General features: G+C 71.7%; 24 protein-coding genes. 8 read left to right on the top strand and 16 right to left on the bottom strand.

Going from position 1 to position 24,768, the window contains the following annotated elements; genetic code table 11:
• The first annotated feature begins 80 nt into the window (after window positions 1-80).
• Complete coding sequence (locus ACFY5C_RS35415) at window positions 81-1,250, top strand: methyltransferase domain-containing protein (RefSeq protein WP_389452536.1); 1,170 nt, start codon at window positions 81-83, stop codon at window positions 1,248-1,250.
• Here the strand turns inward: ACFY5C_RS35415 and ACFY5C_RS35410 are convergent, their stop codons facing one another.
• From ACFY5C_RS35410 to ACFY5C_RS35395, 4 genes are all read right to left on the bottom strand, one after another.
• Entirely contained in the window at window positions 1,251-2,531 is a 1,281-nt protein-coding gene (locus tag ACFY5C_RS35410) for an RNA polymerase sigma factor (protein WP_389452533.1), read from the bottom strand.
• 47 nt (window positions 2,532-2,578) lie between these two features.
• Window positions 2,579-2,935: a YciI family protein gene (locus tag ACFY5C_RS35405; RefSeq protein ID WP_362384894.1), complete on the bottom strand. Its 357-nt coding sequence runs from the start codon at window positions 2,933-2,935 to the stop codon at window positions 2,579-2,581.
• Window positions 2,936-3,047: 112 nt separating this feature from the next.
• Window positions 3,048-4,112 carry an LCP family protein gene (locus tag ACFY5C_RS35400; RefSeq protein ID WP_389452531.1) on the bottom strand — a complete coding sequence of 355 codons (1,065 nt, stop codon included), beginning with the start codon at window positions 4,110-4,112 and terminating at the stop codon, window positions 3,048-3,050.
• Window positions 4,113-4,255: 143 nt separating this feature from the next.
• Window positions 4,256-5,341 (bottom strand): LacI family DNA-binding transcriptional regulator, encoded by a 1,086-nt coding sequence (locus ACFY5C_RS35395; protein ID WP_389452529.1) that lies wholly within the window; start codon window positions 5,339-5,341, stop codon window positions 4,256-4,258.
• Window positions 5,342-5,508: 167 nt separating this feature from the next.
• On the opposite strand from ACFY5C_RS35395, the gene ACFY5C_RS35390 reads away from it, so the two are divergent.
• Complete coding sequence (locus ACFY5C_RS35390) at window positions 5,509-7,836, top strand: glycoside hydrolase family 3 N-terminal domain-containing protein (RefSeq protein ID WP_389452527.1); 2,328 nt, start codon at window positions 5,509-5,511, stop codon at window positions 7,834-7,836.
• Between the two features lie 25 nt (window positions 7,837-7,861).
• Here ACFY5C_RS35390 and ACFY5C_RS35385 read toward each other — a convergent pair whose 3' ends face one another.
• Genes ACFY5C_RS35385 through tsaB form a run of 4 tightly spaced genes read right to left on the bottom strand, consistent with a single transcriptional unit; the run spans window position 7,862 to window position 10,446 of the window.
• Window positions 7,862-8,131, bottom strand: a complete 270-nt coding sequence (locus ACFY5C_RS35385) for a hypothetical protein (RefSeq protein WP_389452525.1) — start codon at window positions 8,129-8,131, stop codon at window positions 7,862-7,864.
• Window positions 8,128-9,246 (bottom strand): tRNA (adenosine(37)-N6)-threonylcarbamoyltransferase complex transferase subunit TsaD, encoded by a 1,119-nt coding sequence (tsaD, locus tag ACFY5C_RS35380; RefSeq protein WP_389452523.1) that lies wholly within the window; start codon window positions 9,244-9,246, stop codon window positions 8,128-8,130. Before tsaD ends, ACFY5C_RS35385 begins: the two co-directional genes overlap by 4 nt.
• Window positions 9,239-9,793: a ribosomal protein S18-alanine N-acetyltransferase gene (gene rimI, locus ACFY5C_RS35375; protein WP_389452520.1), complete on the bottom strand. Its 555-nt coding sequence runs from the start codon at window positions 9,791-9,793 to the stop codon at window positions 9,239-9,241. Before rimI ends, tsaD begins: the two co-directional genes overlap by 8 nt.
• Window positions 9,790-10,446, bottom strand: coding sequence for a tRNA (adenosine(37)-N6)-threonylcarbamoyltransferase complex dimerization subunit type 1 TsaB (gene tsaB / locus ACFY5C_RS35370; RefSeq protein ID WP_328424541.1), 657 nt, complete (start codon window positions 10,444-10,446; stop codon window positions 9,790-9,792). Before tsaB ends, rimI begins: the two co-directional genes overlap by 4 nt.
• A 111-nt stretch (window positions 10,447-10,557) precedes the next feature.
• Here tsaB and ACFY5C_RS35365 point away from each other — a divergent pair, with 111 nt between their 5' ends.
• The gene (locus tag ACFY5C_RS35365; protein WP_389452517.1) at window positions 10,558-11,112 is read left to right on the top strand and encodes a hypothetical protein; all 555 of its coding nucleotides are present in this window, start codon (window positions 10,558-10,560) and stop codon (window positions 11,110-11,112) included.
• Between the two features lie 48 nt (window positions 11,113-11,160).
• Here the strand turns inward: ACFY5C_RS35365 and ACFY5C_RS35360 are convergent, their stop codons facing one another.
• The 5 genes from ACFY5C_RS35360 to ACFY5C_RS35340 all read right to left on the bottom strand — a co-directional run bounded on the left by ACFY5C_RS35360 (window position 11,161) and on the right by ACFY5C_RS35340 (window position 15,519).
• Window positions 11,161-11,349 carry a hypothetical protein gene (locus ACFY5C_RS35360; RefSeq protein ID WP_389452515.1) on the bottom strand — a complete coding sequence of 63 codons (189 nt, stop codon included), beginning with the start codon at window positions 11,347-11,349 and terminating at the stop codon, window positions 11,161-11,163.
• 147 nt (window positions 11,350-11,496) lie between these two features.
• On the bottom strand, window positions 11,497-12,009 hold the full coding sequence (gene tsaE, locus ACFY5C_RS35355) for a tRNA (adenosine(37)-N6)-threonylcarbamoyltransferase complex ATPase subunit type 1 TsaE (protein ID WP_389452512.1): 513 nt from the start codon (window positions 12,007-12,009) through the stop codon (window positions 11,497-11,499).
• Complete coding sequence (locus ACFY5C_RS35350; RefSeq protein WP_389452509.1) at window positions 11,975-13,216, bottom strand: alpha/beta fold hydrolase; 1,242 nt, start codon at window positions 13,214-13,216, stop codon at window positions 11,975-11,977. The genes tsaE and ACFY5C_RS35350 overlap by 35 nt, the downstream gene beginning before the upstream one ends.
• A gap of 167 nt (window positions 13,217-13,383) precedes the next feature.
• Entirely contained in the window at window positions 13,384-14,550 is a 1,167-nt protein-coding gene (alr, locus tag ACFY5C_RS35345) for an alanine racemase (RefSeq protein WP_389452506.1), read from the bottom strand.
• A gap of 84 nt (window positions 14,551-14,634) precedes the next feature.
• A complete protein-coding gene (locus ACFY5C_RS35340) occupies window positions 14,635-15,519 on the bottom strand; it encodes a L,D-transpeptidase family protein (RefSeq protein ID WP_389452503.1) in 885 nt (294 codons plus the stop codon).
• Window positions 15,520-15,632: 113 nt separating this feature from the next.
• Between ACFY5C_RS35340 and ACFY5C_RS35335 the strand changes: the two genes are divergently transcribed.
• From ACFY5C_RS35335 to ACFY5C_RS35325, 3 genes are all read left to right on the top strand, one after another.
• Window positions 15,633-16,004 (top strand): holo-ACP synthase, encoded by a 372-nt coding sequence (locus ACFY5C_RS35335; protein WP_389452501.1) that lies wholly within the window; start codon window positions 15,633-15,635, stop codon window positions 16,002-16,004.
• A 90-nt stretch (window positions 16,005-16,094) separates the two neighbouring features.
• Window positions 16,095-17,531 carry an NAD(P)H-hydrate dehydratase gene (locus ACFY5C_RS35330; RefSeq protein ID WP_389452498.1) on the top strand — a complete coding sequence of 479 codons (1,437 nt, stop codon included), beginning with the start codon at window positions 16,095-16,097 and terminating at the stop codon, window positions 17,529-17,531.
• A 63-nt stretch (window positions 17,532-17,594) separates the two neighbouring features.
• Entirely contained in the window at window positions 17,595-18,755 is a 1,161-nt protein-coding gene (locus ACFY5C_RS35325; RefSeq protein ID WP_389452495.1) for an FAD-dependent monooxygenase, read from the top strand.
• 51 nt (window positions 18,756-18,806) lie between these two features.
• Here ACFY5C_RS35325 and glmS read toward each other — a convergent pair whose 3' ends face one another.
• The 3 genes from glmS to ACFY5C_RS35310 all read right to left on the bottom strand — a co-directional run bounded on the left by glmS (window position 18,807) and on the right by ACFY5C_RS35310 (window position 22,567).
• On the bottom strand, window positions 18,807-20,654 hold the full coding sequence (gene glmS / locus ACFY5C_RS35320; RefSeq protein WP_389452492.1) for a glutamine--fructose-6-phosphate transaminase (isomerizing): 1,848 nt from the start codon (window positions 20,652-20,654) through the stop codon (window positions 18,807-18,809).
• Window positions 20,655-20,741: 87 nt separating this feature from the next.
• The gene (locus ACFY5C_RS35315) at window positions 20,742-21,557 is read right to left on the bottom strand and encodes an ABC transporter permease (RefSeq protein ID WP_389452489.1); all 816 of its coding nucleotides are present in this window, start codon (window positions 21,555-21,557) and stop codon (window positions 20,742-20,744) included.
• Entirely contained in the window at window positions 21,554-22,567 is a 1,014-nt protein-coding gene (locus tag ACFY5C_RS35310) for an ATP-binding cassette domain-containing protein (RefSeq protein WP_389452486.1), read from the bottom strand. Before ACFY5C_RS35310 ends, ACFY5C_RS35315 begins: the two co-directional genes overlap by 4 nt.
• Window positions 22,568-22,770: 203 nt before the next feature.
• On the opposite strand from ACFY5C_RS35310, the gene coaA reads away from it, so the two are divergent.
• Both coaA and ACFY5C_RS35300 read left to right on the top strand, forming a co-directional pair.
• Window positions 22,771-23,739, top strand: a complete 969-nt coding sequence (gene coaA, locus ACFY5C_RS35305; protein WP_389452483.1) for a type I pantothenate kinase — start codon at window positions 22,771-22,773, stop codon at window positions 23,737-23,739.
• A gap of 31 nt (window positions 23,740-23,770) precedes the next feature.
• On the top strand, window positions 23,771-24,724 hold the full coding sequence (locus ACFY5C_RS35300; RefSeq protein WP_389452480.1) for a DUF389 domain-containing protein: 954 nt from the start codon (window positions 23,771-23,773) through the stop codon (window positions 24,722-24,724).
• Window positions 24,725-24,768 lie beyond the last annotated feature (44 nt).

Here is a 24,768-nt window from a genome sequence, read left to right as displayed (position 1 = left end):
ACACCGCCGTGCGGAGAAGCACCATCCACCGACTGGCCCACCGTGAGCGGCCGGTCCGCCGGCTGGCGGACAATGACCCGGTGAACGACCTCGCCGCCTTCTTCTCCCTCCTCACCCCCGAGGGCCGCGCCCTCCTCGACGCCGTACGCGACACCGACCCCGCCGACGAACTCGCCGTCGCCACCCGGCTGCGCCGCGAGCACCCCGCCGAGCTGGTGTCGGCGGCGCTCGGGCAGGCGCGGCTGCGGCAGCGGGCGGTGGCGAAGTTCGGGGCGGCGGACGCGGGGCGGATGTTCTTCACGCCGAACGGCGTCGAGCAGTCGACGCGGGCGAGTGTCGCGGCGTACCGCGCCGACCGGATGAAGGAGCTGGGGGTGCACTCGGTCGCCGACCTGTGCTGCGGGATCGGGGGCGACGCGATCGCGTTGGCGCGGGCCGGGATACGGGTGCTGGCGGTGGACCGCGACCCGGTGACGGCGGCAGCGGCGCGGGCGAATGCGGACGCCCTGGGCCTCACCGGCCTGTTCGAGGTGCGGGAGGGCGACGTCACCGAGGTCGACGTCTCCAGCTACGACGCCGTGTTCGTCGACCCCGCCCGACGGGGCGGCCGCGGGAGGATCTTCGACCCCGAGGCATACTCGCCGCCGCTGTCCTGGGCCGTCGAGACGGCCCGCAAGGCGCCCCGTGCCGCACTGAAGATCGCGCCGGGCATCCCGCACGAGGCGATCCCGGCCGAGGCGGAGGCCGAGTGGATCTCGGACGGCGGGGACGTGAAGGAAGCCGTCCTGTGGTTCGGGACGGATCCCGGCGCCGTTCGGGCCACCCTGCTGCCGGGACCGCGCTCACTGCTCTCACGAGGCCTCCCCGACCCCGGAGTCCGGCCGGTGGGGCGGTACTTGTACGAGCCGGACGGTGCCGCCATCCGTGCCCACCTGGTAGCCGAGGTCGCCCAGCAGCTGGACGGCGGCCTGATCGACGCGACCATCGCCTACGTCACGGCGGACGAGCTGCGGCCGACGCCGTACGCCGCCGCCTATGAGATCACCGATCAGCTCCCCTTCAACGTGAAGAAGTTGAAGGCCCTGCTGCGGGAGCGCGAGGTCGGCATCCTGACCGTGAAGAAGCGCGGGTCGGCGGTCGAGCCGGAGGAGCTGCGCAAGAAGGTCAAGCCTCAAGGACCCAACGCGGCGACCGTGTTCCTGACCCGGGTGGCGGGGGCGCCGACGATGCTGGTCGGGCGGCCCGCGTAGTCAGGCCTCGTCGCCCTCGTCGCCGGCCGCTCGCTTCAACAGCATCTCCCGCTCCCGTTCGTTGCGCGTCAGCCGCGCCGCCCGCTCGAACTCCGCCCGCGCCTCGTCCGTACGGCCGAGACGCAGCAGCAGATCACCGCGCACGCTCGGCAGCAAGTGGTAGTCCCGCAGCGCCGGTCCGGCCGCGATCGCGTCGACGATCTCCAGCGCGGGCTCCGGCCCCTCCACCATCGACACGGCGACTGCGCGGTTCAACTCGACCACGGGCGACGGGGAGCGGGCCGACAGCAGGCCGTACAGGGTGGCGATGGTCTTCCAGTCGGTCTCCTCGTAGGCGTACGCGTGCGCGTGGCAGGCGGCGATCGCGGCCTGGAGTGCGTACGGCCCAGGCGCTCCCGTGGCGGTGGCGCCCGCGCGGTCCAGCGCTGCGATGCCGCGGGCGATGAGCATGCGGTTCCAGCGGCTGCGGTGCTGGTCCTTGAGGAGGATCGGCTCGCCGGACGGGCCGGTGCGGGCCGCCGCGCGGGACGCCTGGAACTCGAGGAGGGAGGTCAGGCCGTGCACCTCGGGCTCCTTGGGCATCAGCCCCGACAGCACACGGGCCAGCCGCAGCGCGTCCTCGCACAGCGCCGGGCGCAGCCAGTCGTCCCCGGCCGTGGCGGCGTAACCCTCGTTGAAGATCAGGTAGATGACGTCCAGGACCGAGCCGAGACGTGCGGCGCGGTCGGGGCCGTACGGCACCTCGAAGGCGACGTTCCTGGTCGCCAGGGTGCGCTTGGCCCGGACGATCCGCTGGGCGACGGTGGCCTCCGGCACCAGGAACGCCCGGGCGATCTCCGGCGTCGTCAGGCCGCCGAGGAGGCGCAGGGTGAGGGCGATGCGGGCCTGCGGCGACAGCACCGGGTGGCACGTGGTGAAGACCAGCCGCAGCAGGTCGTCGTCGATGGCGTCGGGGTCGTGGAGGGCGGACGGCTCCTCGGGCGGTGCCGTCCGCTCCAGGTCGCGGCCGATCTCCGCGAGCTTGCGCGCGTAGTTCTCGCGGCGGCGGATCAGGTCCACGGCGCGGTGCCTGGCGGCGGCCATGAGCCAGGCTCCGGGGTTGTCGGGGACACCGTCGCGGGGCCACTGCTCCAGCGCGGCGACCAGCGCGTCCTGCGCGAGTTCCTCGGCGATCCCGACATCGCGGACCAGCCGGGCGACGGCGGCGATCACGCGAGGAGACTCGATGCGGAAGACGGTCTCGATGGTGCCGTGCGGGTCTGCGGTGGGCTGCGGGGTCACAGCCCACCATGCAACACCCGTACGACCTGGTATCCAAGGAGGGCGGATCAGCCCTCGGCGATCTCCCGCACCTCGCAGGTGACCTGCCAGCCCTCTCCGTGGACCTTCACGAACCGCGAAGCCCACTCCAGCGCCTCGGCCTTGTCCTTGCACTGCGTGATCGCGTAGCCGCCGATGACCTCCTTGGACTCGGTGAAGGGCCCGTCGGTGACGGAGACGTTCGCACCGTCCCAGTGCACGCGGGTGCCCTGCGCCGACGGGGTGAGACCGGCGGTGTCGAGCATGACGCCGGCCTTGGTGATCTCCTCCAGCAGTTCCCCCATGCGCTGCATCATCTCGGGGCTCGGGCCTTCGGCGGGGGCGGTGGACTCGTCGATCCGGACGAGCGAGAGGTAGCGCGGCATGGTGACTCCTCAGGGGCGGTGACCGGGTCCTTCCCGGCCTCTCACCCCTGCGTCGAACGGGAGACTGCCGGATCGACACGCTCCCCGGATTCTTTTCGAAGATCTTTTACTGTCACCGCAACGACTCCCACAACTCCCCCGCCGCCGGCTCCTGAGCCACCACCCGGTTACCGTCCGTCGGCGCCGGCACCACCGGCATCGTCACCGTCCGCACCGTGTCCGGCTTCAGCCCCTGCAGGCTCTGCCCCAGGCCCGTCAGCTCACCCAGTGAGTCCAGGCCCGTGTCGGTCGTCAGGCTGCCCGTCACCGCGTCGGCGACCCGGTAGAGCCGGGCCGGGTCGGTGAGGAGGTCGGTGGCGGAGATCTGGTCCAGCAGGGCCGTCACCAGCTTCTGCTGCAGGCCTATACGGCCGAGGTCGCTGCCGTCGCCTATGCCGTGCCGAGTGCGGGCGAGGGCCAGCGCCCGGGTGCCGTCCAGGTGATGCGTGCCCGCCTTGAGCGTCAGGTGGCTGTCCTCGTCGTCGATGTCCTCGTCCGTCGTGACGGTGACGCCGCCCAGCGCGTCCACCAGCCTCGCGAAGCCCGAGAAGTCGATCTCGATGTAGTGGTCCATCCGGACGTTCGTGAGCGACTCGACCGTCTTGACCGCACAGACGGGGCCGCCGACCGCGTACGCGCTGTTGAACATCGTGCCGTACGCCACCTCCGTCGAACCGCCCGACGGCAGCGGGCAGGACGGGCGGGTGACCAGGGTGTCGCGCGGGATGCTGACGACGGTCGCCCCGGTGCGGCCGGCGTCGATGTGCACCACCATCGCCGTGTCGGCGCGGGCGCCGGTGCTGCTGCCGCCACCCAGCTTCTGGTTCTCCTCACCGCTGCGCGAGTCCGAGCCCAGGACGAGGATGTTCAGGGAGCCGGTGGGCAGAGCGGAGGCGGAAGCCGACGGGACCGGCGCAGTCCGGCCGCTCAGGGGGCGGTCGTCGCCGAGGGCGCTGTCGATGTCGACGCTCTTGATGTTGTGGTTCAGGTGCCAGTAGGCCCAACTCATGGCAGCCGCGCCCAGCACCAGGGTGCCCGCGAAGACAAGTCCGGCCGCCTTCAGCGCCGTCGACCGCCGGCCTACCCGGCCGCCGAAGTCCCCGTCCGCTGCACGCCCGTTCGCCCCAAGTCCCGTCACAGGCAGGAACGTACGTCCGAATTATTACGGGCAGGAGTGTCAGACCGCCTTTTCTTCGGAAATTCTCAGACTTCCAGGAGATCCCCGCGGACACACCCGAAAGTTTCGATCGGCCAACCGACTGCCTTCGATGCGGCCTGGTGCTAAGCCGTCGGGGGCTCCCCCGTACTGCTCCGCACCACCAGGCTCGTCGCCAGCTCAACCCGCGTCGCCACCGGCGCCCCCTCCTCCCGCGCGAGGTCGAGGACCAGCTTCGCCGCCGCCTCCGCCATCTCCGTGAGCGGCTGCCGTACGGTCGTCAGCGGCGGCCCCACCCAGCGGGCGATCGGCAGATCGTCGAAGCCGACCACACTCAGGTCCTCCGGAATGCGCAGCCCCAGCTCGCGGGCGGCCTCGTACAGACCGAGCGCCTGGAGGTCGTTGCCGGCGAAGACCGCGGTCGGCCGGTCCGGGCGACGCAGCAGCTCCAGCCCCTGCCGGTAGCCGGTCTCGTGGTGGAAGTCGCCGGCCCGGATCAGGTCCGGCTCGACCGGGAGCCCGGCCGTCTCCAGGGCGGCGCGGTAGCCGTCGACGCGGGCGCGGCTGCACATCATCCGGGACGGCCCGGTGATCGCGCCGATCCTGCGGTGCCCGAGCTCGACCAGATGCCGGGTGGCGGCAAGCCCGCCCTGCCAGTTGGTCGCCCCGATGGACGGCACGTCGGCCCCCGGGTCGCCCGCCGGGTCCATCACCACGAACGGGATCGAACGGCTGGTCAGCAGGGCGCGCTGGGACTCGTCGAGCCCGGACAGCACGAGGATCACGCCGTGCGGGCGCCGGGCGGCGACCTGGTCGGCCCACGTCCTGCCCGGGGTCAGCCGCCCGGCGCTCTCGCTCAGCACCACACTCAGCCCCGCATCGCGGGCGACGTTCTCCACGCCCCGGATGACCTCCATCGCCCACGCACTCTCCAACTCGTGGAAGACCAGGTCGATCAGGGGTGACCGGCTCGCCTCGGCCCGCCGTCGGCGGTAGCCGTGGGCGCGCAGCAGTTCCTCGACGCGGGTGCGGGTGGCCGGGGCTACGTCGGCGCGTCCGTTGAGGACCTTCGAAACTGTCGGCGCGGAGACGCCGGCCTCGCGGGCGATCTCGGCGAGTGTCGCGGTCTGGGGGGACCGGCCGGTCGACGGTGGTGTCGTCCGGGTTTCACGCGTTGTGGTCCGGGTTTCGGCGGGCTCCGAGGGTGTCATGGCGGCGATCGTATCCCCGCGCGACCCCTTGACGAACCCTTCTCACCGCGCCTAGGTTCCCGGAACATTCGAGGTGAATAACGAAACATTCGCGCGAGGCTCATGAGAGGGCCTCCCAGCCGCCGCCCGGCCAGGAGTTTCATGACCACCGCCCGGACAGGAGTCTCATGACCACCGCCCCCTGGCGCGACCCCGCCCTGCCCGCCGCCGCCCGCGTCGACGACCTCCTCTCCCGGATGACCCTCGAGGAGAAGACAGCCCAGCTGTACGGCGTGTGGGTGGGCGCCGCCACGGACGGTGCGGCACGGACCGAGGGAGTCGCCCCGCACCAGCACGACATGACCGCCGACTACGACTGGGCCGAGCTGATCACCCACGGCCTGGGCCAGCTCACCCGCTCCTTCGGCACCGCCCCCGTCGACCCGGCGCCGGCCGCGCAGGCACTGGCGCGCGCCCAGCGCCGTATCGCCGGGGCGGGCCGCTTCGGCATCCCGGCGGTGGCCCACGAGGAGTGCCTGGCGGGCTTCACGGCCTGGCAGGCCACGGCCTACCCGGTACCGCTCGCCTGGGGAGCCACCTTCGACCCCCCGCTCATCGAGGAGATGGCCGCCCGCATCGGCCAGGACCTGCGCTCGGCCGGCGTCCACCAGGGTCTCGCCCCGGTCCTGGACGTCGTACGCGATCCGCGCTGGGGCCGCGTCGAGGAGACCATCGGCGAGGACCCGTATCTGACCGGCACGATCGGCACGGCCTACGTCCGGGGCCTGGAGTCGGCCGGCGTGATCGCCACACTCAAGCACTTCGCCGGATACGCGTCATCTGCGGGCGCCCGCAACCTCGCACCTGTACGGGCGGGCATCCGCGAGTTCGCGGACGTGACACTGCCTCCCTTCGAGATGGCGCTGCGCGAGGGCGGAGCGCGGTCGGTGATGGCGGCGTACAACGAGACGGACGGGGTGCCGGCGTCGGCGGACCCGGCATTGCTGACCGAACTCCTGCGCGAGAAGTGGGGTTTCACGGGCACGGTGGTCGCCGACTACTTCGGCATCGGCTTCCTGGAGACGTTGCACCGAGTGGCGGGCACGGCGGGGGAAGCGGCGCACGCCGCGCTGGCGGCGGGCATCGACGTGGAACTCCCCACCCTGAAGTGCTACGGGAAACCCCTGCTGGAGGCCGTCCGGTCGGGTGAGATCCCGGAGGGGCTGGTGGACCGGGCGGCCCGCCGAGTCCTGCTCCAGAAATGCGAGTTGGGTCTCCTGGACGAGGACTGGACGCCGGAGCCGAAGACAGCGGACCTGGACCTGGACTCTGCGGCGAACCGAGCCCTTGCGCGGCGCGTGGCCGAGGAGTCGGTGGTACTCCTGGACAACCCGGACGGCGCCCTGCCCCTCTCCCCCGACGCCCGTATCGCGGTCGTGGGCCCGCGCGCGGCGGACGCGCTGGCGATGCTGGGCTGCTACTCCTTCCCGTCCCATGTCCTCACGCACCACCCCGAGGTGCCGATGGGGATCGACATCCCGACGGTCCTTGAGGCACTGCGCGCCGAACTGCCGGACGCCAAGGTGACGTTCGCCGAGGGCTGCGCGGTCTCCGCCCCGGACACGGCTGGCTTCGAGGAGGCGGTGGCGCGGGCGTCGGAGGCGGACGTGTGCCTGGCGGTACTGGGCGACCGGGCCGGCCTGTTCGGGCGGGGCACCTCCGGCGAGGGCTGCGATGTGACGGATCTGCGGCTGCCGGGGGTGCAGGGCGAGCTCCTGGACGCGCTGGTGGCGACGGGCGTCCCGGTGGTGCTGGTGCTGCTGACCGGTCGGCCGTACGCCCTGGGCCGCTGGCAGGGACGGCTCGCGGCGGTCGTCCAGGCGTTCTTCCCCGGGGAGGAGGGCGGGCCGGCGGTGGCGGGTGTGCTGTCGGGCCGGGTCAACCCCTCGGGACGGCTGCCGGTGAGCGTGCCGCGAGTGCCGGGCGGGCAGCCGTGGACGTACCTCCAGCCGCCGTTGGGGCTGGCAGGCGAGGTGAGCAGTCTCGATCCGACGCCGCTGTACCCGTTCGGGCACGGAGGGTCGTACACGACGTTCGCATGGGGGGACTTCACATGCGGGGACGACCTGACGGAGGTCGGCACGGACGGCTCGTGCGAGGTGTCGCTGACGGTCCGCAACACCGGCGACCGGACGGGCGCGGAGGTGGTTCAGCTGTACCTGCACGATCCGGTGGCCTCGGTGACACGGCCGGACGTGCGGCTGATCGGCTACCAGCGGGTCGAACTGGAGGCGGGCGGAGCGAGCCGGGTGACCTTCCGCTTCCACGCGGACCTGTCGTCCTTCACGGACCGTGCGGGGCGCCGGATCGTCGAACCGGGAGTGCTGGAGCTGCGGTTGGCGGCATCGAGCTCGGACGTACGGCATACGGCACGGCTGCACCTCACCGGCCCGGTACGGGAGGTGGGGGCGGGCCGGCGGCTTCGGTGCGAGGCGCACGTGTCGGGGCCGCGGTGACGCGGGCGCCGCGCCGGAGCCGGACTCACACCGAGTCCGGCCAGGTGTCCACCGACTCGAACCGCCATCGATGCACCGTCCGAGTCACCAACTCTCCATCCGGCTCGGGAAGTTCAGGCAGCTGCGCGTCGTACGCCGCATCCCACCACGTGACGACGAGCACCCGGTCCTCCGGCGCCCGAAAGACCTCCCGGCGCAGCGGCCGTGCGGCCAACTCCTGCGCCCGGGCCCAGTCGAGCAGGGCCTCGCCCCGGCCGGGGACCGCCCGCGCCTCCCACATCAGCGCGACCGTCACGAGTAGAGGTTCTCCTTGCTGACCTCGTGCACATGGTCGTGGTCATGGTCGTGCGCAGGCGGCGTGCCCGGCACATGAGGGTCCGTCACCGGCAGCGAGGAGTCCGCCGACAGGTCCCAGCTGGACGCCGGCCGGTTCCGGGCCACCATCTCCGCGCCGAGGGCCGCCACCATCGCCCCGTTGTCCGTGCACAGCTTCGGCCGGGGTACGCGCAGCCGGAGGCCGGCCCGCTCGCAGCGTTCCTGGGCGAGGGCCCGCAGGCGGGAATTCGCCGCGACGCCGCCGCCGATCATCAGGTGGTCGACGCCCTCGTCCTTGCAGGCGCGGACGGCCTTGCGGGTCAGCACGTCGACGACCGCCTCCTGGAAGGACGCCGCGACATCGCGCACCGGAACCTCCTCGCCCGCCGCCCGCTTGGCCTCGATCCAGCGGGCCACCGCCGTCTTGAGGCCGGAGAAGGAGAAGTCGTACGCCGGATCGCGCGGCCCGGTCAGGCCGCGCGGGAACGCGATCGCCTCCGGGTCGCCCTCGCGCGCGTACCGGTCGATGACCGGGCCGCCCGGGAAGCCCAGGTTCAGCACCCGGGCGATCTTGTCGAAGGCCTCGCCCGCCGCGTCGTCGATCGTGGCGCCCATCGGGCGGACGTCGGAGGTGATGTCCGACGACAGCAGCAGAGACGAATGGCCGCCGCTCACCAGCAGGGCCATCGTCGGCTCCGGGAGCGCCCCGTGCTCCAGCTGGTCCACGCAGATGTGCGAGGCGAGGTGGTTGACGCCGTAGAGGGGCTTGCCCAGCGCGTAGGCGTACGCCTTCGCCGCCGATACGCCGACCAGCAGCGCGCCCGCCAGGCCCGGACCAGCCGTCACCGCGATGCCGTCCAGGTCGCGGGCGCTCACGCCCGCCTCCTTCAGCGCGCGGTCGATGGTCGGGACCATCGCCTCCAGGTGCGCCCGGGAGGCGACCTCCGGCACGACGCCGCCGAAGCGGGCGTGCTCGTCGACGCTGGAGGCGACGGCGTCGGCGAGCAGGGTGGTGCCGCGGACGATGCCGACGCCGGTCTCGTCGCAGGAGGTCTCGATGCCGAGAACCAGGGGTTCGTCCCGCAAGTCAGCCATTGATCTCGGTTCCTTGTACGGAGTCTGCACCCGCGGCGGAGCCGCTGTCGGGCGCTGTGGTCAGTCTCATCACCAGGGCGTCCACGTTCCCCGGCTGGTAGTAGCCGCGCCTGAAGCCGATGGCCTCGAAGCCGTAGCGCTCGTAGAGCTTCTGCGCGCGGACGTTGTCCACGCGGCACTCCAGCATCACTTCGGCGCAGTCGAAGTCGGTCGCGGCCCGCAGCAGTTCGGTGAGGAGACGGCCGCCGAGCCCCGTCCCCCAGTGATCGCGGGCGACTGCGATGGTCTGGACGTCGGCCAGTTCTCCGGCGGAGGCGAGGCCGGCGTATCCGACGAGCCGCTCGCCGTTCTCGGCGACGATGTAACGCCGTGTCGCCCCGGGCCCGCGCGAGTGGGCCAGCTCGGACCAGAACATGCCCCGGGACCAGGCGTCCTCAGGGAAGAGTTCCTTCTCCAGGCCGAGTACGGCGTCGATGTCCCACCAGCGCATCTCGCGCAGCGCGGAACCGGCGGCAGCGGCGGGAATCGGCGTCACGGGTTCGGTCACTTGGGGGTGACCACCTTGTAGTTCTTGGGGACCTGGGCGTCGGGCCGGCGCAGGTACAGCGGCCGGGGCGCGGGAAGTTCCTCGCCGGCCGCCAGCCTCTCGGCGGCCAGCGCCGCGAGGGCCGCCGCCGACACGTGCTCGGGCTCGTGGGCGCTGGGGAAGGTGTCCGGGTACAGCAGCGCGCCCGCACCCACGGCAGGCAGCCCGGCGACCTGGTCGGCGATGTCGGCGGGCCGGTCCACGGCCGGGTCGGTCAGCCGCGTGCGGGAGTCGGCGTACCGCGCCCAGTAGACCTCCTTGCGCCGGGCGTCCGTCGCGACGACGAAGGGGCCCTTCTCGATGTCGGCGGCGTACGCGAGGCCGTCCAGCGTGCACACGCCGTGCACGGGGACGCCGAGGACGAGCCCGAAGGTGTCGGCGGTCATCAGGCCGACGCGCAGCCCGGTGTACGGGCCGGGTCCGATGCCTACGACGACGCCGGTGACGGCGTCGAGTTTCACACCGGCCTCGGCGAGGACCCGGTCGACGGCCGGCAGCAGCAGCTCGCCGTGCCGGCGCGCGTCCACCTGGCTCGACGAGGCGATGACGTCCGTACCGTCGTGCAGCGCGACGGTGACGGCGGGGGTGGCGGTATCCAGAGCGAGCAAGAGCACGCAAACAGCCTACGGCGCCCGCGCCCCGGGAAGCGCCGTCCCGGTCGGCCGCTTGACGACTGCTACGGTCGGAATCGATCACCAGGTACGACGCGAACGCTGAGGTGGCCAGTGGCAGGCAGCAGCTCCGGGATCGTGGCGGGGCTGGCCGCGGCTGCCCTCGCGACGGTTGGCTTCCTCGCCTTCCAGGCCTACTCGAACGTCCCGGCTGAGCTGGGCAGGCCGGTCGCCGACAGCGTTCCCAGGGTGAGCACCTCCAAGGTGCCCCGCGACGGGAAGGACCCTCGCGCGCTGCCCGCCGGGTCCGGTGCGGGAAAACGGGTCGTGTATTCGGTGGACGACGACCGGGTGTGGCTGGTCGACGCGGGCGAGAAGGTCAAGCGCACGTTCCGCGTGGCCCCCGGATCGGTCGACCCTGCTCCGGGCGTCTACACCGTCAGCTCCCGCTCCAACGCGGTCACCGGCACCGACGGCCTCGCCGTGGAGCACGTCGTCCGCTTCACCAGCGTGGACAACGTCACCATCGGCTTCAGCACGGCCGTCGAGGGCCCGCCGCCCCAGCCCGCCCCGACCGTGAAGACGGGCGGCATCCGCGAGTCGCGGGCCGACGGCAACGCGATGTGGGACTTCGCGACGATCGGCCGAACGGTTGTCGTGATCCGCTAACCCTGAACGTCGCCGTGATCCGCTAACCCTGAACGTCGCCGTGATCCGCTAAGCGGCGTTGCGATGCCTGTGATCGGCGGGCACGCGGGAGGTCTCCGGGTCGGAGAGACGCGGCGGGGTGGAGATCACGTTCGCAGCGGCACCGGCCGCCAGCAGATCGCGCATGGACACCCCGGCGACCGGCGCGTACGGCCGCGGCCGCGCCTCGCTCTGCGCCTTGCTCTCGGATGCCGACATGGACGCCTCCTGGGGGCCGGGGGCGGACGTAGTTAGGCAGACCTAACCACGGACTGGATACCATGTGACCACGCACAAGACCGCAAACGCAATATCTTGCCGACGTCTTGTCGGAATGTTCATCAGGCTCGACCGGCCCCGTCCCGTTCAGGCCGAGAGCACGCTCAGATCCACCGTGGCCCAGCGCTCGCCGAGACCCGTCACCGTGACGTGCCGTACCTCGTCCGTCGTGTCGCCGACGGCCCGGTGGATCACGAGCTGCAGCCGTTCCTCGGTCAGCTCCTCGACCTTGCCCTCGCCCCACTCCACGACGATCACCGACTCGGGCAGCGAGACGTCGAGGTCGAGGTCCTCCATGTCGTCCAGGCCGCCCGACAACCGGTAGGCGTCGACGTGGACGAGCGGCGGGCCCTCGCCGAGGGAGGGGTGCACACGGGCGATCACGAAGGTCGGCGACGTGACCGCGCCCCTGACCCCCAGCCCCTCGCCGAGCCCGCGGGTCAGCGTGGTCTTGCCGGCGCCGAGCTCCCCGCTGAGCATCACGAGATCACCGGCGCGCAGCAGTTTGGCGAGTCGCCGGCCCAGCTCCCGCATCTGCTCGGGAGAAGTGACGGTCAGGTCGAGGTCACCCGCGTTGTGCGGTGCTGCTGGTGCTTCCATAGCCACTTACGGTAGCCCCTGCGGGCACGGCACCCGCGCGGGTGAGCAGGTCGGCCATACGGTCGGTGACCACTTCCGGGTGCTCCAGCATCACCAGGTGCCCGGCGTCCGGCACCAGGACCAGCTCGGCGTCCGGCAGCAGGTCGGCGATCGCCTCGCTGTGCTCGCTGGGCGTGACGAGGTCGCCCACCCCGGCCAGGACGAGCACCGGCATCTGAGTGAAGAGTCCCAGCGCCTCGGTCTTGTCGTGGTCGGCGAAGGCCGGGTAGAACTCCGCGACCACGTCGATCGGTGTCCCCTCGATCATCCGCTCGGCGAACCGGGCCACGGCCGGGTCGACGTCCCGGGACGAGAACGAGTACCGCTTGATGATCCCGGCGAACAGGTCGGCGGTGGCCCGGCGCCCCTTCTCCACCAGCTCGGCCCGCTGCCCCAGCGCCTTGAGCACGCCCGGCAGGATCCGGCGGACCGCGTTCACTCCCGCGACGGGCAGCCCGAAGTTGACCTCTCCGAGCCGCCCGGACGAGGTACCGACGAAGGCGGTGGCCACGACCCGGTCCCGGATCAGCTCCGGGAACTGGTCGGCCAGCGCCATGACCGTCATCCCGCCCATGGAGTGTCCGACCAGCACGAGCGGCCCCTCGGGCGCGGCCGCGTCGATGACGGCCTTCAGGTCGCGCCCCAGCTGCTCGATGTCGACGTGCTTGCCCTCCTGAGTCTGGGCGACGCCGCGCGCGGACCGGCCGTGGCTGCGCTGGTCCCAGTGCACGGTGCGCACGACGCCCCTGAGCGCGGCCCGCTGGAAGTGCCAGGAGTCCTGGCTGAGGCAGTAGCCGTGGCTGAAGACGACGGTGACGGGGGCGGGTGCCTTGCGCCCGAAGAGCCGTCGCCGGCGCGGGGTGAGGGCGGGTGCGGCCTCCGGATCGACGTCGTCGACCTCGTAGTACAGCTCGGTGCCGTCGTCGGCGTACGCCTTGCCGGGCATGCCGCGCAGCGAGCCGTACGGTCCCGCCGAGTCGAGGGCGAGCCGGGCCTTCTGCCGCATGCCGCGGCCCACGGTCATGCGCTCTATGGCGACACCGGCGGCCGCGCCGGCCGCGATCACACCTATCGCGGCGCCGGCGAACCCGGTCGCCCTGCGCCAGTTCGCGGCCGCCCCCGTGGCGGAGGCGACGGCCGCGACGACCTCCGCGCTGCTCTCGCTCACGTACCGCTCCTCTTCGCTGGGTCGTGCCCGGTGTCTCGGTGTGACGTGGGTGCCGAGTGGTGCGGATGCCCCGCTACGGGTTACCCGCCTCGTTCCTCATTCACATAACCGCATTCGGATGGACGCATCACATTGCCCGCGTCACATAGCCGCATCACGAAGACGCATCACATGGACGCATTCCTATAGACGCGTGGAACGCGCGTTCCGATCCGCGTGACGATTTCGTACGCGATGGTCCCCGCGGCCTGCGCCCAGTCCTCGGCGGTGGGCTCACCGCGGTCACCGGGCCCGAACAGCAGGGCTTCCGCGCCGGCCACCGGCTCGTCCCCGCCCAGGTCGACGACGAACTGGTCCATCGCGATCCGACCCGCGACCGTCCGCCACTTCCCGCCGACCAGGACGGGCCCGGCGCCGGAGGCGTGCCGCGGAATGCCGTCGGCGTAGCCGAGGGGGATGAGGCCGAGGGTGGTCTCGCCCGGGGTGACGTAGTGATGGCCGTAGCTCACGCCGTGACCGCCCGGGACGTGTTTCACCAGTGCGAGGGACGCCGAAAGCGTCATCACGGGCCGCAGCCCGAAGTCGGCGGGGCTGCCCAGCTCGGGGCTGGGCGAGATGCCGTAGGTGGCGATCCCGGTGCGCACCAGGTCGAAGTGGCTGTCGGGGAGGGTGAGCGTGGCGGGCGAGTTGGCGATGTGCCGCACCTCGGGCCGCGCGCCCTGCGCCTCGGCGTACACGACCATCTCGCGGAAGAGGGAGAGCTGGGCGGCGATGGACGGATGCCCGGGCTCGTCGGCGCAGGCGAAGTGCGACCAGAGCCCGGTGATCCGGATCAGCCCGTCGGCCTCGGCGCGCAGGGCCTCGCGCACCAGCTCGGTCCAGTCTCCCCCGGGCTGGCAGCCGCCCCGTCCGAGCCCCGTGTCGGCCTTGAGCTGCACGCGCGCGGGGGCGCCGGCCTGCCGGGCGGCCTCGGTGACCTCGCGCAGGGCCCACATCCCGCTGACGGAGACGTCGACATCGGCCTCGATGGCCTCGCGCCAGGGACCGCCCGGTGTCCACAGCCAGCACATGATCCGTACGCCGTCCACCCCGGCGGCCCGCAGCACGAGGGCCTCCTCGGGCGTGGCCGTACCCAGCCAGCCGGCGCCCGCCGCCACGGCCTCGCGGGCGCACCGCACGGCACCGTGGCCGTAGGCGTCAGACTTCACGACGGCCATCAGGGCAGCGCCCGGCGCGTGGGCGCGCAGGGTCTGCACATTGGCCCGCAGGGCGGCCAGATCGATCTCGGCGCGGGCGCGCAGGGGGGCGGTCCGCAGGGCTGCTGTTTCTGTCATGGCGCCCCCAGTGTCTCAGAGGGGTACGACAACGCCGCCGAGCCCGGGACCCGCGCCCCTGGTCACCGGTTCCGCGCCCGCGGGTCACGCCTCCGGCCGGTGCCCCCACACGTACACCTGATCGTTGTTCTTCAGCACGCCCCACAGCTTCCTGGCCTCGTCCAGGCGCAGATTGACGCAGCCCATGGAGCCGACCTCGGTGAAGATGTTGCCGTAGACGCCGTGGAAGGCCTGGCCGCCACTGAAGAACTGGGAATAGGGCATGGGGCTGTTGTAGAGGCTCGACACGTGGTTCTTGTGCCGCCAGTAGACGCGATGCGACCCGACCCGCGTCTCGTACCCCTTGCGCCCGCTCCTGACGGGCACGGGCCCGAACACCACCTTCCTGCCCTTCTGCACCCACGCCAGCTGCCGGTCGAGGTCCACACAGGCGATCCGGTACGTCCGTACCGGGCACTTCTTGGCGGCATTGGGATTCTTGCGGGCGGAGACCAGCTGCATGGTGGCCCAAGTCACGGGTCCGGCGAAGCCGATGGCGGGCTTGATCTTGTGCTTGGTCTGGAAGGCGCGGATGGCCCGGCAGTCGGCGGGCGACTGCTCCCCGTCCACGGGCCGCTTCAGCCACCGCTCGACCTGCCGCTGGTGCGGTCCCGTCTCCTGGCTGCACTTCACGCTCTCGAGGGCGTCCATCGGTGGGATGTACTCCACGAGGTCGTTCGTCTCGTCCGGCGCGTCCTTCGGCTCGACGGCGTCCTCCTCGGGGCTGGGCGTGTACACCTCCGGGGGCAGCGCCTGGTCGGGCGTGTCGGTCGGCCGGAGGTTGAGCAGGGCGGGTACACCGGGCACGAGTTCGGCCTCCGGCCCGGTAGCCGGGGGCACGGGGTCGGCCGAGGCGCTGCCGACGGGCAGCAGGGTGGCGCCGGCGAGCAACACGGCGATGCTCCGGCTTGCGATACGTCCGCTGATCATGCGCTCAGAGAAGCGTGGGGGCCTGCCCGGCGGGAGGCGCCGCGCGGCGGGGTCACCCTAACGAGGCGCGCGAGGCCGGAGGAGAACGGGCGACCGACCGTAGGGTGCTCGGCATGAGCATCATCGGGGTCGGCATCGACGTGGCCGAGATCGACAGGTTCGGCGCGGCACTGGAACGCACACCCGGGCTGGCCGAACGGCTGTTCCTGGAGAGCGAGTTGCTGCTGCCGAGCGGCGAACGCCGGGGCATCGCCTCGCTCGCGGCCCGTTTCGCCGCGAAGGAGGCCCTCGCCAAGGCGCTGGGAGCACCGGCGGGCCTGCTCTGGACGGATGCCGAGGTCTACGTCGAGGACAGCGGCCGGCCACGGCTGCAGGTGACGGGGACGGTCGCGGCACGGGCGGCCGAACTCGGCGTACGGTCCTGGCACGTGTCGCTGAGCCATGACGCCGGGGTGGCGTCGGCGGTGGTGGTGGCGGAGGGCTGAGCCGCCGGTTCTTGCGCCCCGGCCGGCCGAAGGCACGCCAATGCGTCCATGGATGCGACGAGCCGCGCCGCGTACGGAAGACTCGGTCGTATGCGGACTGCGTACAGCGTGGAGACGGTAAGGGCGGCCGAACGGGAGCTGATGGCGCGGCTTCCGGACGGTGCGCTGATGCAGCGGGCGGCGGCCGGACTCGCCGTGGCCTGCGCGGATCTGCTGGGCCGGGTGTACGGCAGCCGTGTCGTGCTGCTGGTCGGCAGCGGCGACAACGGCGGCGACACCCTGTATGCCGGCGCCCGACTGGCCAAACGCGGAGCGGGAGTTGCGGCGGTGCTGCTGAATCCCGAGCGGGCGCACGCCGGGGGCCTCGCGGCGCTGCGGCGGGCCGGCGGCCGGGCGAGGGGTGTCGAGGGCGCAGAGGAGTTGATCGAGCGCGCGGATCTCGTCGTGGACGGAATCGTCGGGATCGGAGGCAAGGGCGGGCTGCGTCCACAGGCGGCCCCGCTGGCCGCCGCCGCCCAGCGGTCCCGGGCCGCGGTGGTCGCCGTGGACCTGCCGAGCGGCGTGGACGTGGACACGGGCGAGGTACGCGGCGCGGCAGTGCGGGCCGACCTCACCGTCACCTTCGGCACGCACAAGCCGGGCCTGCTGATCGATCCGGCGCGGGACTACGCCGGTGTGGTCCGCCTGGTCGACATCGGCCTGGCGCTGCCGAACGACGCGGTGGAGCTGGAGGCGCTGCAACACGCGGACGTGGAGCTGCTGTTGCCGTCGCCCGCGGCGGAGACGGACAAGTACCGGCGCGGTGTCGTGGGCATCGCCGCCGGCTCGGCGCGCTATCCGGGCGCGGCCGTCCTGGCGGTGGCGGGGGCGCTGCGGGGCGGGGCGGGGGCCGTACGGTACGTCGGTCCGGCCGGGGACGCGGTGATCGCCCGGTTCCCCGAGACGCTGGTGTCGGACCGGGGGCCGAAGAAGGCCGGGCGCGTGCAGTCCTGGGTCGTCGGCCCCGGCGCCGGGGACGACGCGGCGACGGTCGCGGAGGTCCTGGCGACGGACGTGCCGGTGCTGCTCGACGCGGACGGCCTGCGGCTGGCGGACGCGGAGGCGGTACGCGGGCGTACGGCACCGACCCTGATGACCCCGCACGCCGGGGAGGCGGCCGCGTTGCTGGGTGTCTCCCGGGAGGAGGTCGAGGGGGCTCGGCTGGCTTCGGTACGGGAGTTGGCGGGGCGGTATGCGGCGACGGTGCTGCTGAAGGGGTCGACGACGCTGGTGGCGGACGCCGGGGGTACCGGCCCGGTCCGGGTGAATCCGACGGGCACGTCGTGGCTGGCCACGGCCGGCAGCGGGGATGTCCTGTCCGGATTGGCGGGATCACTGCTGGCGACAGGGCTCCCGGCGTTGGATGCTGCGAGCGCGGCGGCGTATCTGCACGGCCTGTCGGCGAGATTCGCGGCGGACGGGGCGCCGGTCGGGGCGCATGACGTGGCTGAGGGGATTCCGGATGCCTGGCGGGACGTACGGAGTTGAGGGCGACGCTGCGGGACGGCGGCGACCGGCGTCAGGGTCCCGCCGTCCCGGCGAGGCCGCCGCATGAGGGCGGTCGTCGTCGGGGCGGGCATCGGCGGACTGACCGCGGCACTGAGCCTGCGCCGGGCGGGTTGGGACGTCACGCTCGTCGAGCAGGCAGCCCGTTTCACCGAGGTCGGTGCCGGAATCCAGCTGGCGCCCAACGCCACGCGGGTGCTGCGTCGGCTGGACGTCCTCGACGCGGTGGCCGCGCCGGCCGCCCGCCCCTCCCACGTGAGCTTCCGCACCTGGTCCGACGGGGCGGAGATCTGCCGTTACGCGCTGGGCCGCGAGGCCGAGGAGGAGTTCGGGGCGCCGTATCTGCTGCTGCACCGGGCCGATCTGCATCAGGCCCTGTCCGCCGCGGTGCCTTCGGAGTCGGTGCGCCTGAGCACGACGGTCGTGGACATCACCCAGGACGACGACTCCGCCCAGGTCACGACGGCGACCGGCGAGCGCCTGGGCGCGGACCTGGTGGTGGCGGCGGACGGCATCCGTTCCGCAGCCCGCCGGTGGCTCTTCGGCGAGGACGAGGCGGTGTTCTCGAAAACCGCCGCCTACCGGGCCCTGCTCCCCGTTGCCGAGGTGGCCGACCTGGGCCTCCCCCCACTCGGCGTCTGGCTCGGCCCGGACCGCCACTTCGTCCACTACTGGGTGCGGCGCGGCGAACTGCTCAACGTCGTGGCCGTGTTCAGCACGGGGGCGCCGGCCCAGGAGTCGTGGACCGACCGGGCTGAACCCGGCGAGCAGCTGCGCGAGTTCGCGCAGTGGGACCCCCGGGTGCTGAGCGTCCTCGAACGCGCGGGCCAGGTGCTCCGCTACGGCATCCACACCCGAACCCCGCTCACCCGCTGGAACCTCGGCCGGGTGACCCTGCTGGGCGACAGCGCCCACGCGATGGTCCCGTTCCAGGCCCAGGGGGCGGCCCAGGCCATCCTGGACGCGGCCGCACTGGGCGACGCCCTCACGGACACGACGCCCGCCGAAGTCCCCGCCGCACTCGACCGCTACGTCGCCCGGCGTCTCCCGACCGCGACCAGCACGCAGGCCGCCTCGACCCAGGCAGGCAGGGACTTCCATCTGCCGGACGGCCCGGAGGCCACGGCGAGAAACGCCCGCATGGCGGCGCACGCGGGCGAGAACAGGTTCATGCCGCAGTCGGCGGCGTGGGGCGCGGACCGCTGAGGGGAGTGGGAATCACTCCCCCCGCATCCTTGTCCTACGCCCTGAAGCCGCCTACTCCACGGTCACCGACTTCGCCAGGTTCCGGGGCTGATCCACCTCGTTGCCCCGAGCCGTCGCCAGCTCGCAGGCGAAGACCTGCAAGGGAACCGTCGCCACCAGCGGCTGAAGCAAGGTCGGCGTGGCCGGAATCCAGATCAGGTGGTCCGCGTACGGCACCACCGCCTCGTCCCCTTCCTCCGCGATGACGATGGTCCGCGCGCCCCGGGCCCGGATCTCCTGGATGTTGGACACGATCTTGTCGTGCAGCACCGACCGCCCCCGGGGCGAAGGCACGACCACGACCACGGGCAGGTCGTCCTCGATCAGAGCGATCGGCCCATGCTTCAACTCCCCCGCCGCAAAGCCCTCGGCATGCATATAGGCGAGTTCCTTCAGCTTCAGCGCTCCCTCCAGCGCCACGGGATACCCGACATGCCGCCCCAGGAACAGCACCGTCCTCTTCTCGGCCAGCGACCGCGCCAGCTCCCGCACCGGCTCCATGGTCTCCAGCACCCGCTCGACCTCACCGGAGATGTGGGAGAGATCCCGGATGACCGCCCCGATCTCGTCACCCCACTTGGTGCCCCGCACCTGCCCCAGATACAGCGCGACGAGGTAACACGCCACCAGCTGCGTCAGGAACGCCTTCGTCGAAGCGACCGCGACCTCCGGCCCGGCATGCGTGTACAGCACCGCATCCGACTCACGCGGAATCGTCGACCCGTTGGTGTTGCAGATCGCCAGCACCCTGGCGCCCTGCTCACGGGCATGCCGCAGCGCCATGAGGGTGTCCATGGTCTCGCCGGACTGCGAGATGGCGATGACGAGGGTCTGCTGATCGAGGATCGGATCGCGGTAGCGGAACTCACTGGCCAGTTCGACCTCGCACGGCACCCGGGTCCAGTGCTCGATGGCGTACTTGGCGATCATCCCGGCGTGAAAGGCGGTACCGCAGGCGACGATGACGACCTTGTCGACTTCCCGCAGCTCGGAGGCGCTGATGCGCACCTCGTCCAGCGTCAGCGACCCGGACGCGTCGATGCGCCCCAGCAACGTGTCGGCGACCGCCTTGGGCTGCTCGGCGATCTCCTTGAGCATGAAGTAGTCATAGCCGCCCTTTTCTGCGGCCGAGGCGTCCCAGTCGACGTGATACGACCGCACCTCCGCCGGCCGCCCGTCGAACCCGGTGACGGTCACCCCGTCCCGCCGCAGCTCCACCACCTGGTCCTGACCCAGCTCGATCGCCGACCGCGTATGGGCGATGAACGCGGCGACATCCGAGGCGAGAAAGGCCTCTCCCTCCCCAACGCCCACCACCAGCGGTGAGTTGCGCCGCGCCCCGACCACCACATCGGGCTCATCGGCATGCACGGCGACCAGCGTGAAAGCCCCCTCCAACCGCCGGCACACCAGCCGCATGGCCTCGGCGAGGTCGGCGCAGACCGAGAACTCCTCGGCGAGCAGATGCGCGACCACCTCGGTGTCGGTCTCGGAGGCAAGCTCGTGCCCGCGCTCCTCCAACTCGGCCCGCAGCCCGGCGAAGTTCTCGATGATCCCGTTGTGCACGACGGCGACGCGCCCCGCGTTGTCGAGATGCGGATGCGCATTGGCGTCCGTGGGCCCACCGTGCGTGGCCCACCGCGTATGTCCGAGCCCCGTGGTCCCGGTCGGCAACGGCCGCTCGGCGAGCTCCTTGTCCAGATTGCCCAGCTTCCCGGCCTTCTTGGCCCCGGCCAGTCCTCCGTCCGCCAGCACGGCGACCCCGGCCGAGTCGTATCCCCGGTACTCCAGCCGCTTCAGTCCGGCCATCACGATCTCGAGCGCCGACTGCGACCCCACGTATCCCACGATTCCGCACATGCGCGGCAGCCTACGGTCCGATCGTCACGGAAATCTCTCCCGAACTCCGCGCCGCCTGCCCGAATTCGGAAATTCCCACGGGGGCCGTCAGGTCTTCGCCCGATAGGACCGCATGGCCAACGGGTAGAACACCAGGGCGATCCCGGCCGCCCACACCAGCGACCACAGCACCGGCTCCGCCACCGGCCCACCCAGCAGCAACCCCCGGAACGCGTCCGACAGATGCGTCACCGGATTCACGTCGCTCCACGCCTGCAGCCACCCCGGCATGGTGTCCACCATGACGAACGCGCTGCTGGTGAACGTGATCGGGAAAATGATCGTGAACGCGAAGGCCTGCACCTTCTCGGCGTCCCCCGCCAGCATCCCGATCAGCACCGCACTCCAGGACACGGCCGCCGCGAACACGGTCACCAGCAGCGTCCCGAGCAGGAAGCCGCCCAGTCCCCCGGTGATCCGGAAGCCGAGCAGCAGGCCGAGGCCGATCATCAGCAGCAGCGCCCAGACATGCTTGGCGAGGTCGGCGGTGATGCGGCCGATGAGCGGGGCCGAGCGGGCGATCGGCAGGCTGCGCAGTCGGTCGAAGACGCCCTTGGTGAGGTCGGTATTGAGCGCCATGGCCGTGTACATGGTCATGAACAGGGTGTTCTGGACGATGATCCCCGGCAGCGCGTACTTCAGATACGCCTCGGGCGACCCGGCCATCTGCCCGCCCAGCACATACGTGAAGAGGAACACGAACATGATCGGCGTGATGCTGTAGTCGACCAGTTCGAGGGGGTTGTGCTTCACCGCGACCAGGCTCCGCCAGGCCATCGTGAAGGTCTGCCGCATCCCGTCGAGCGGTCGCACCCGGCCCGACTTGGTGATCGGGGCCGTGATGGCCGTGGTGGCGGCGGTCATGACCGGCTCACCGCCTTCTCCAGCTCGCTCTCGTCCTCGTCCCGCACGGCCGCCCCGCCGTTCCCCTCCGGCTCGCCCGGCTCGGCTCGGTGGCCGGTAAGCGCCAGGAACACCTCGTCCAGCGAGGAGCGCCGCAGCGCGAGCTCGCCCACCGCGATCCCCTCCCGGTCCAGCGTGCGCACGACAGCAGGCATCAGCTCGGGGTCGTTCACCGGGGCGGTGATCGTCTCGCCCTCGATCTGCGTCTGCGGTCCGGCCGCCTGGGCGACCAGCAGGTGCGCCCGTACGAGATGCTCGGCCGCCACCGGCCGAAGCTGCAGCACCTGCCCCCCGACCTGGGACTTCAGCTGGTCGGGCGTCCCCTCGGCGATCACCCGGCCCTTGTCGATCACCACGATGTCGTCGGCGAGCACATCGGCCTCGTTCAGATACTGCGTGGTCAGCAGGGCCGTCGCGCCGTCCGCGACGAGGCCTCGCAGCAGGTCCCACAGCTCACCGCGGCTGTGCGGGTCCAGGCCGGTCGTCGGCTCGTCGAGGAAGAGGATGCTGGGCCGGCCGACGAGACTGGCCGCGAGGTCCAGTCGCCTGCGCATACCGCCGGAGTAGGTCTTCGTGGCCCGCCCGGCCGCGTCCGCCAGCTGAAAGCGCTCCAGCAGCTCGGCCGCGCGCGCCTTCGCCTCCCGGCGCGGCAGACCGAGCAGCCTACCGATCATCAGCAGGTTCTCCGTACCGGTCAGGTTCTCGTCCACTGCCGCGTACTGCCCGGTCAGCCCGACCATGGCGCGTACGACCCCGGCCTCCCGGACCACGTCGTGCCCGGCCACCTGCGCCCGGCCACCGTCCGGCCGGAGCAGCGTCGCGAAGATCCGCACCGCGGTGGTCTTCCCCGCGCCGTTGGGACCCAGCAGTCCGAGCACCGTGCCTCGCCGGGCCCCCAGGTCGACCCCGGCCAGCGCCTCGGTGTCCTTGAACCGCTTGACCAGGCCTTCCGCCTCGATCGCATACGTCATGGGTCACCCCCTCGGGGTCGGTGGACCCCGGGCTGGGCCCACCTCTCCCACAACTGTGACGCACGCCACTGACATTCCCCACTTGCCCGGGTATCGACCGGTGACAGACTTTTCCTCCCGAAAACGCGGCGGCGTGACGGATCCCACCTCACCGTCCGTTCGTACTCCCGTAACAATGGACTGTGATCTCTCCGGTCTCCTCGATGCCCCGGAGCGCCCACCGGCCCAGGCCGGAGGCGACTCCCTACGTCGACCTCACCCGCTCGGAGTGGAGCGCGCTGCGCGACAAGACCCCGCTGCCGCTCACGGCGGAGGAGGTCGAGAAGCTGCGCGGTCTGGGCGATGTCATCGACCTCGACGAGGTCCGCGACATCTACCTCCCGCTCTCCCGCCTCCTCAACCTCTACGTCGGCGCCACGGACGGCCTCAGAGGGGCGCTGAACACCTTCCTGGGCGAAAAGGGCTCCCAGTCCGGCACCCCGTTCGTCATAGGGGTCGCCGGTTCGGTCGCCGTGGGCAAGTCCACGGTCGCCCGCCTGCTGCAGGCCCTGCTCTCCCGCTGGCCCGAGCACCCGCGCGTGGAGCTGGTCACCACGGACGGCTTCCTGCTGCCCACCAGGGAGCTCCAAGCCCGCGGCCTGATGTCGCGGAAAGGATTCCCCGAGTCCTTCGACCGCCGCGCCCTCACCCGCTTCGTCGCCGACATCAAGGCGGGCAAGGACGAGGTCACGGCCCCCGTCTACTCCCACCTGATCTACGACATCGTCCCGGACCAGAAGCTCACGGTCCGCCGCCCCGACATCCTGATCGTCGAGGGCCTGAACGTCCTCCAGCCCGCCCTCCCCGGCAAGGACGGCCGCACCCGGGTCGGCCTCGCCGACTACTTCGACTTCAGCGTGTACGTCGACGCGCGCACCGAGGACATCGAGCGCTGGTACCTCAACCGCTTCAAGCGGCTGCGCGAGACCGCCTTCCAGAACCCCTCCTCGTACTTCCGCAAGTACACCCAGGTGTCCGAGGAGGAGGCCCTCGACTACGCCGGCACGATGTGGCGCACCATCAACAAGCCCAATCTGGTGGAGAACATCGCCCCCACGCGCGGCCGGGCCACCCTGGTCGTCCGCAAGGGCCCGGACCACAAGGTGCAGCGGCTGAGCCTGCGCAAGCTGTGAGGCTGTCACCAGGGCCTGTTAGAAAGGCGTCATGCTGCATCTGCGCCTGATCACGCCGGCCGACCGGACCGACGACGTGGTACGCCTGATCGAGAGGACGGTGGGGACGGCCCACCTCGCCGTCCTGCCGGGCGCCGCCCGCAACCCCACCGGGGATCTGGTCATGTGTGACGTGGCGCGCGAGGCGGGCGACGAACTCCTCACCGAACTCCAGCAGTTGGGCATCGAGGAGTCCGGGTCCATCGCCGTCGAGAACATCGACCTGTCGCTGTCCAAGCGCGCCGACAAGGCTGAGAAGGAGGCGCCGGGCGAGGGCGCGGACGCGGTGCTGTGGGAGCACCTGACGGAGGCGACGCACGAGGAGTCGACCCTCTCGATCACCTACCTCGCCTTCATCACCCTCGCGACGATGATCGCGGCCTGCGGCGTGGTCCTCGACAACGCGATCCTGATCGTCGGCGCGATGGCGGTCGGCCCCGAGTTCGGACCGTTGGCGGGTGTCTGCACGGCGGTGGTGCAGCGGGCGCCCCGCCTCGCGCTGCGCTCACTGATCGCACTGCTGGTGGGCTTCGCCGTGGCGATGGTGCTGACCGTGGGCTTCAGCTACTTCATGGACGCCGTCGGCCTGTTCACCGAGGCCAAACTGGAGGCGGACCGGCCCAACACGGGCTTCATCTACGCCCCCGACTGGTTCTCGTTCGTCGTGGCGGTCCTCGCCGGCGCCGCCGGAACCCTCTCCCTGACATCCGCCAAGTCCGGCGCCCTGGTCGGCGTCGCCATCTCGGTGACGACGGTCCCGGCCGCCGCCAACGCGGCCGTGGCCCTGATCTACGGCGACGCCAATCAGACCTGGCTCTCAACGGGCCAGCTACTCCTGAATCTGCTGGGCATCATGCTGGCCGGCACCCTCACGCTCCTGGCCCAGAAGTGGTTCTGGGCCAAACAGCGCCAACGCACGACCGCCCTCCGGGACAGCGCACCCTAAGGGACGCGGGGAACTGCGCGACAAGCCACAACGAACCGGCAGCC

The organism is Streptomyces sp. NPDC012935, assembly GCF_042900345.1.
GTDB lineage: Bacteria > Actinomycetota > Actinomycetes > Streptomycetales > Streptomycetaceae > Streptomyces.
This window is presented reverse-complemented; position numbering and strand designations above follow the sequence as displayed.

Excerpts from the sequence above, each read along its gene's own strand:
- ACFY5C_RS35395 (WP_389452529.1), bottom strand. The coding sequence starts at position 5,341 with ATGACACCCTCGGAGCCCGCCGAAACCCGGACCACAACGCGTGAAACC.
- ACFY5C_RS35390 (WP_389452527.1), top strand. The coding sequence starts at position 5,509 with ATGACCACCGCCCCCTGGCGCGACCCCGCCCTGCCCGCCGCCGCCCGC.
- ACFY5C_RS35340 (WP_389452503.1), bottom strand. The coding sequence starts at position 15,519 with ATGATCAGCGGACGTATCGCAAGCCGGAGCATCGCCGTGTTGCTCGCC.
- alr (WP_389452506.1), bottom strand. The coding sequence starts at position 14,550 with ATGACAGAAACAGCAGCCCTGCGGACCGCCCCCCTGCGCGCCCGCGCC.
- tsaD (WP_389452523.1), bottom strand. The coding sequence starts at position 9,246 with ATGGCTGACTTGCGGGACGAACCCCTGGTTCTCGGCATCGAGACCTCC.
- ACFY5C_RS35300 (WP_389452480.1), top strand. The coding sequence starts at position 23,771 with ATGCTGCATCTGCGCCTGATCACGCCGGCCGACCGGACCGACGACGTG.
- ACFY5C_RS35330 (WP_389452498.1), top strand. The coding sequence starts at position 16,095 with ATGCGGACTGCGTACAGCGTGGAGACGGTAAGGGCGGCCGAACGGGAG.
- ACFY5C_RS35315 (WP_389452489.1), bottom strand. The coding sequence starts at position 21,557 with ATGACCGCCGCCACCACGGCCATCACGGCCCCGATCACCAAGTCGGGC.
- ACFY5C_RS35405 (WP_362384894.1), bottom strand. The coding sequence starts at position 2,935 with ATGCCGCGCTACCTCTCGCTCGTCCGGATCGACGAGTCCACCGCCCCC.
- coaA (WP_389452483.1), top strand. The coding sequence starts at position 22,771 with ATGCCCCGGAGCGCCCACCGGCCCAGGCCGGAGGCGACTCCCTACGTC.
- ACFY5C_RS35360 (WP_389452515.1), bottom strand. The coding sequence starts at position 11,349 with ATGTCGGCATCCGAGAGCAAGGCGCAGAGCGAGGCGCGGCCGCGGCCG.
- ACFY5C_RS35335 (WP_389452501.1), top strand. The coding sequence starts at position 15,633 with ATGAGCATCATCGGGGTCGGCATCGACGTGGCCGAGATCGACAGGTTC.
- ACFY5C_RS35325 (WP_389452495.1), top strand. The coding sequence starts at position 17,595 with ATGAGGGCGGTCGTCGTCGGGGCGGGCATCGGCGGACTGACCGCGGCA.
- glmS (WP_389452492.1), bottom strand. The coding sequence starts at position 20,654 with ATGTGCGGAATCGTGGGATACGTGGGGTCGCAGTCGGCGCTCGAGATC.
- ACFY5C_RS35310 (WP_389452486.1), bottom strand. The coding sequence starts at position 22,567 with ATGACGTATGCGATCGAGGCGGAAGGCCTGGTCAAGCGGTTCAAGGAC.
- tsaE (WP_389452512.1), bottom strand. The coding sequence starts at position 12,009 with ATGGAAGCACCAGCAGCACCGCACAACGCGGGTGACCTCGACCTGACC.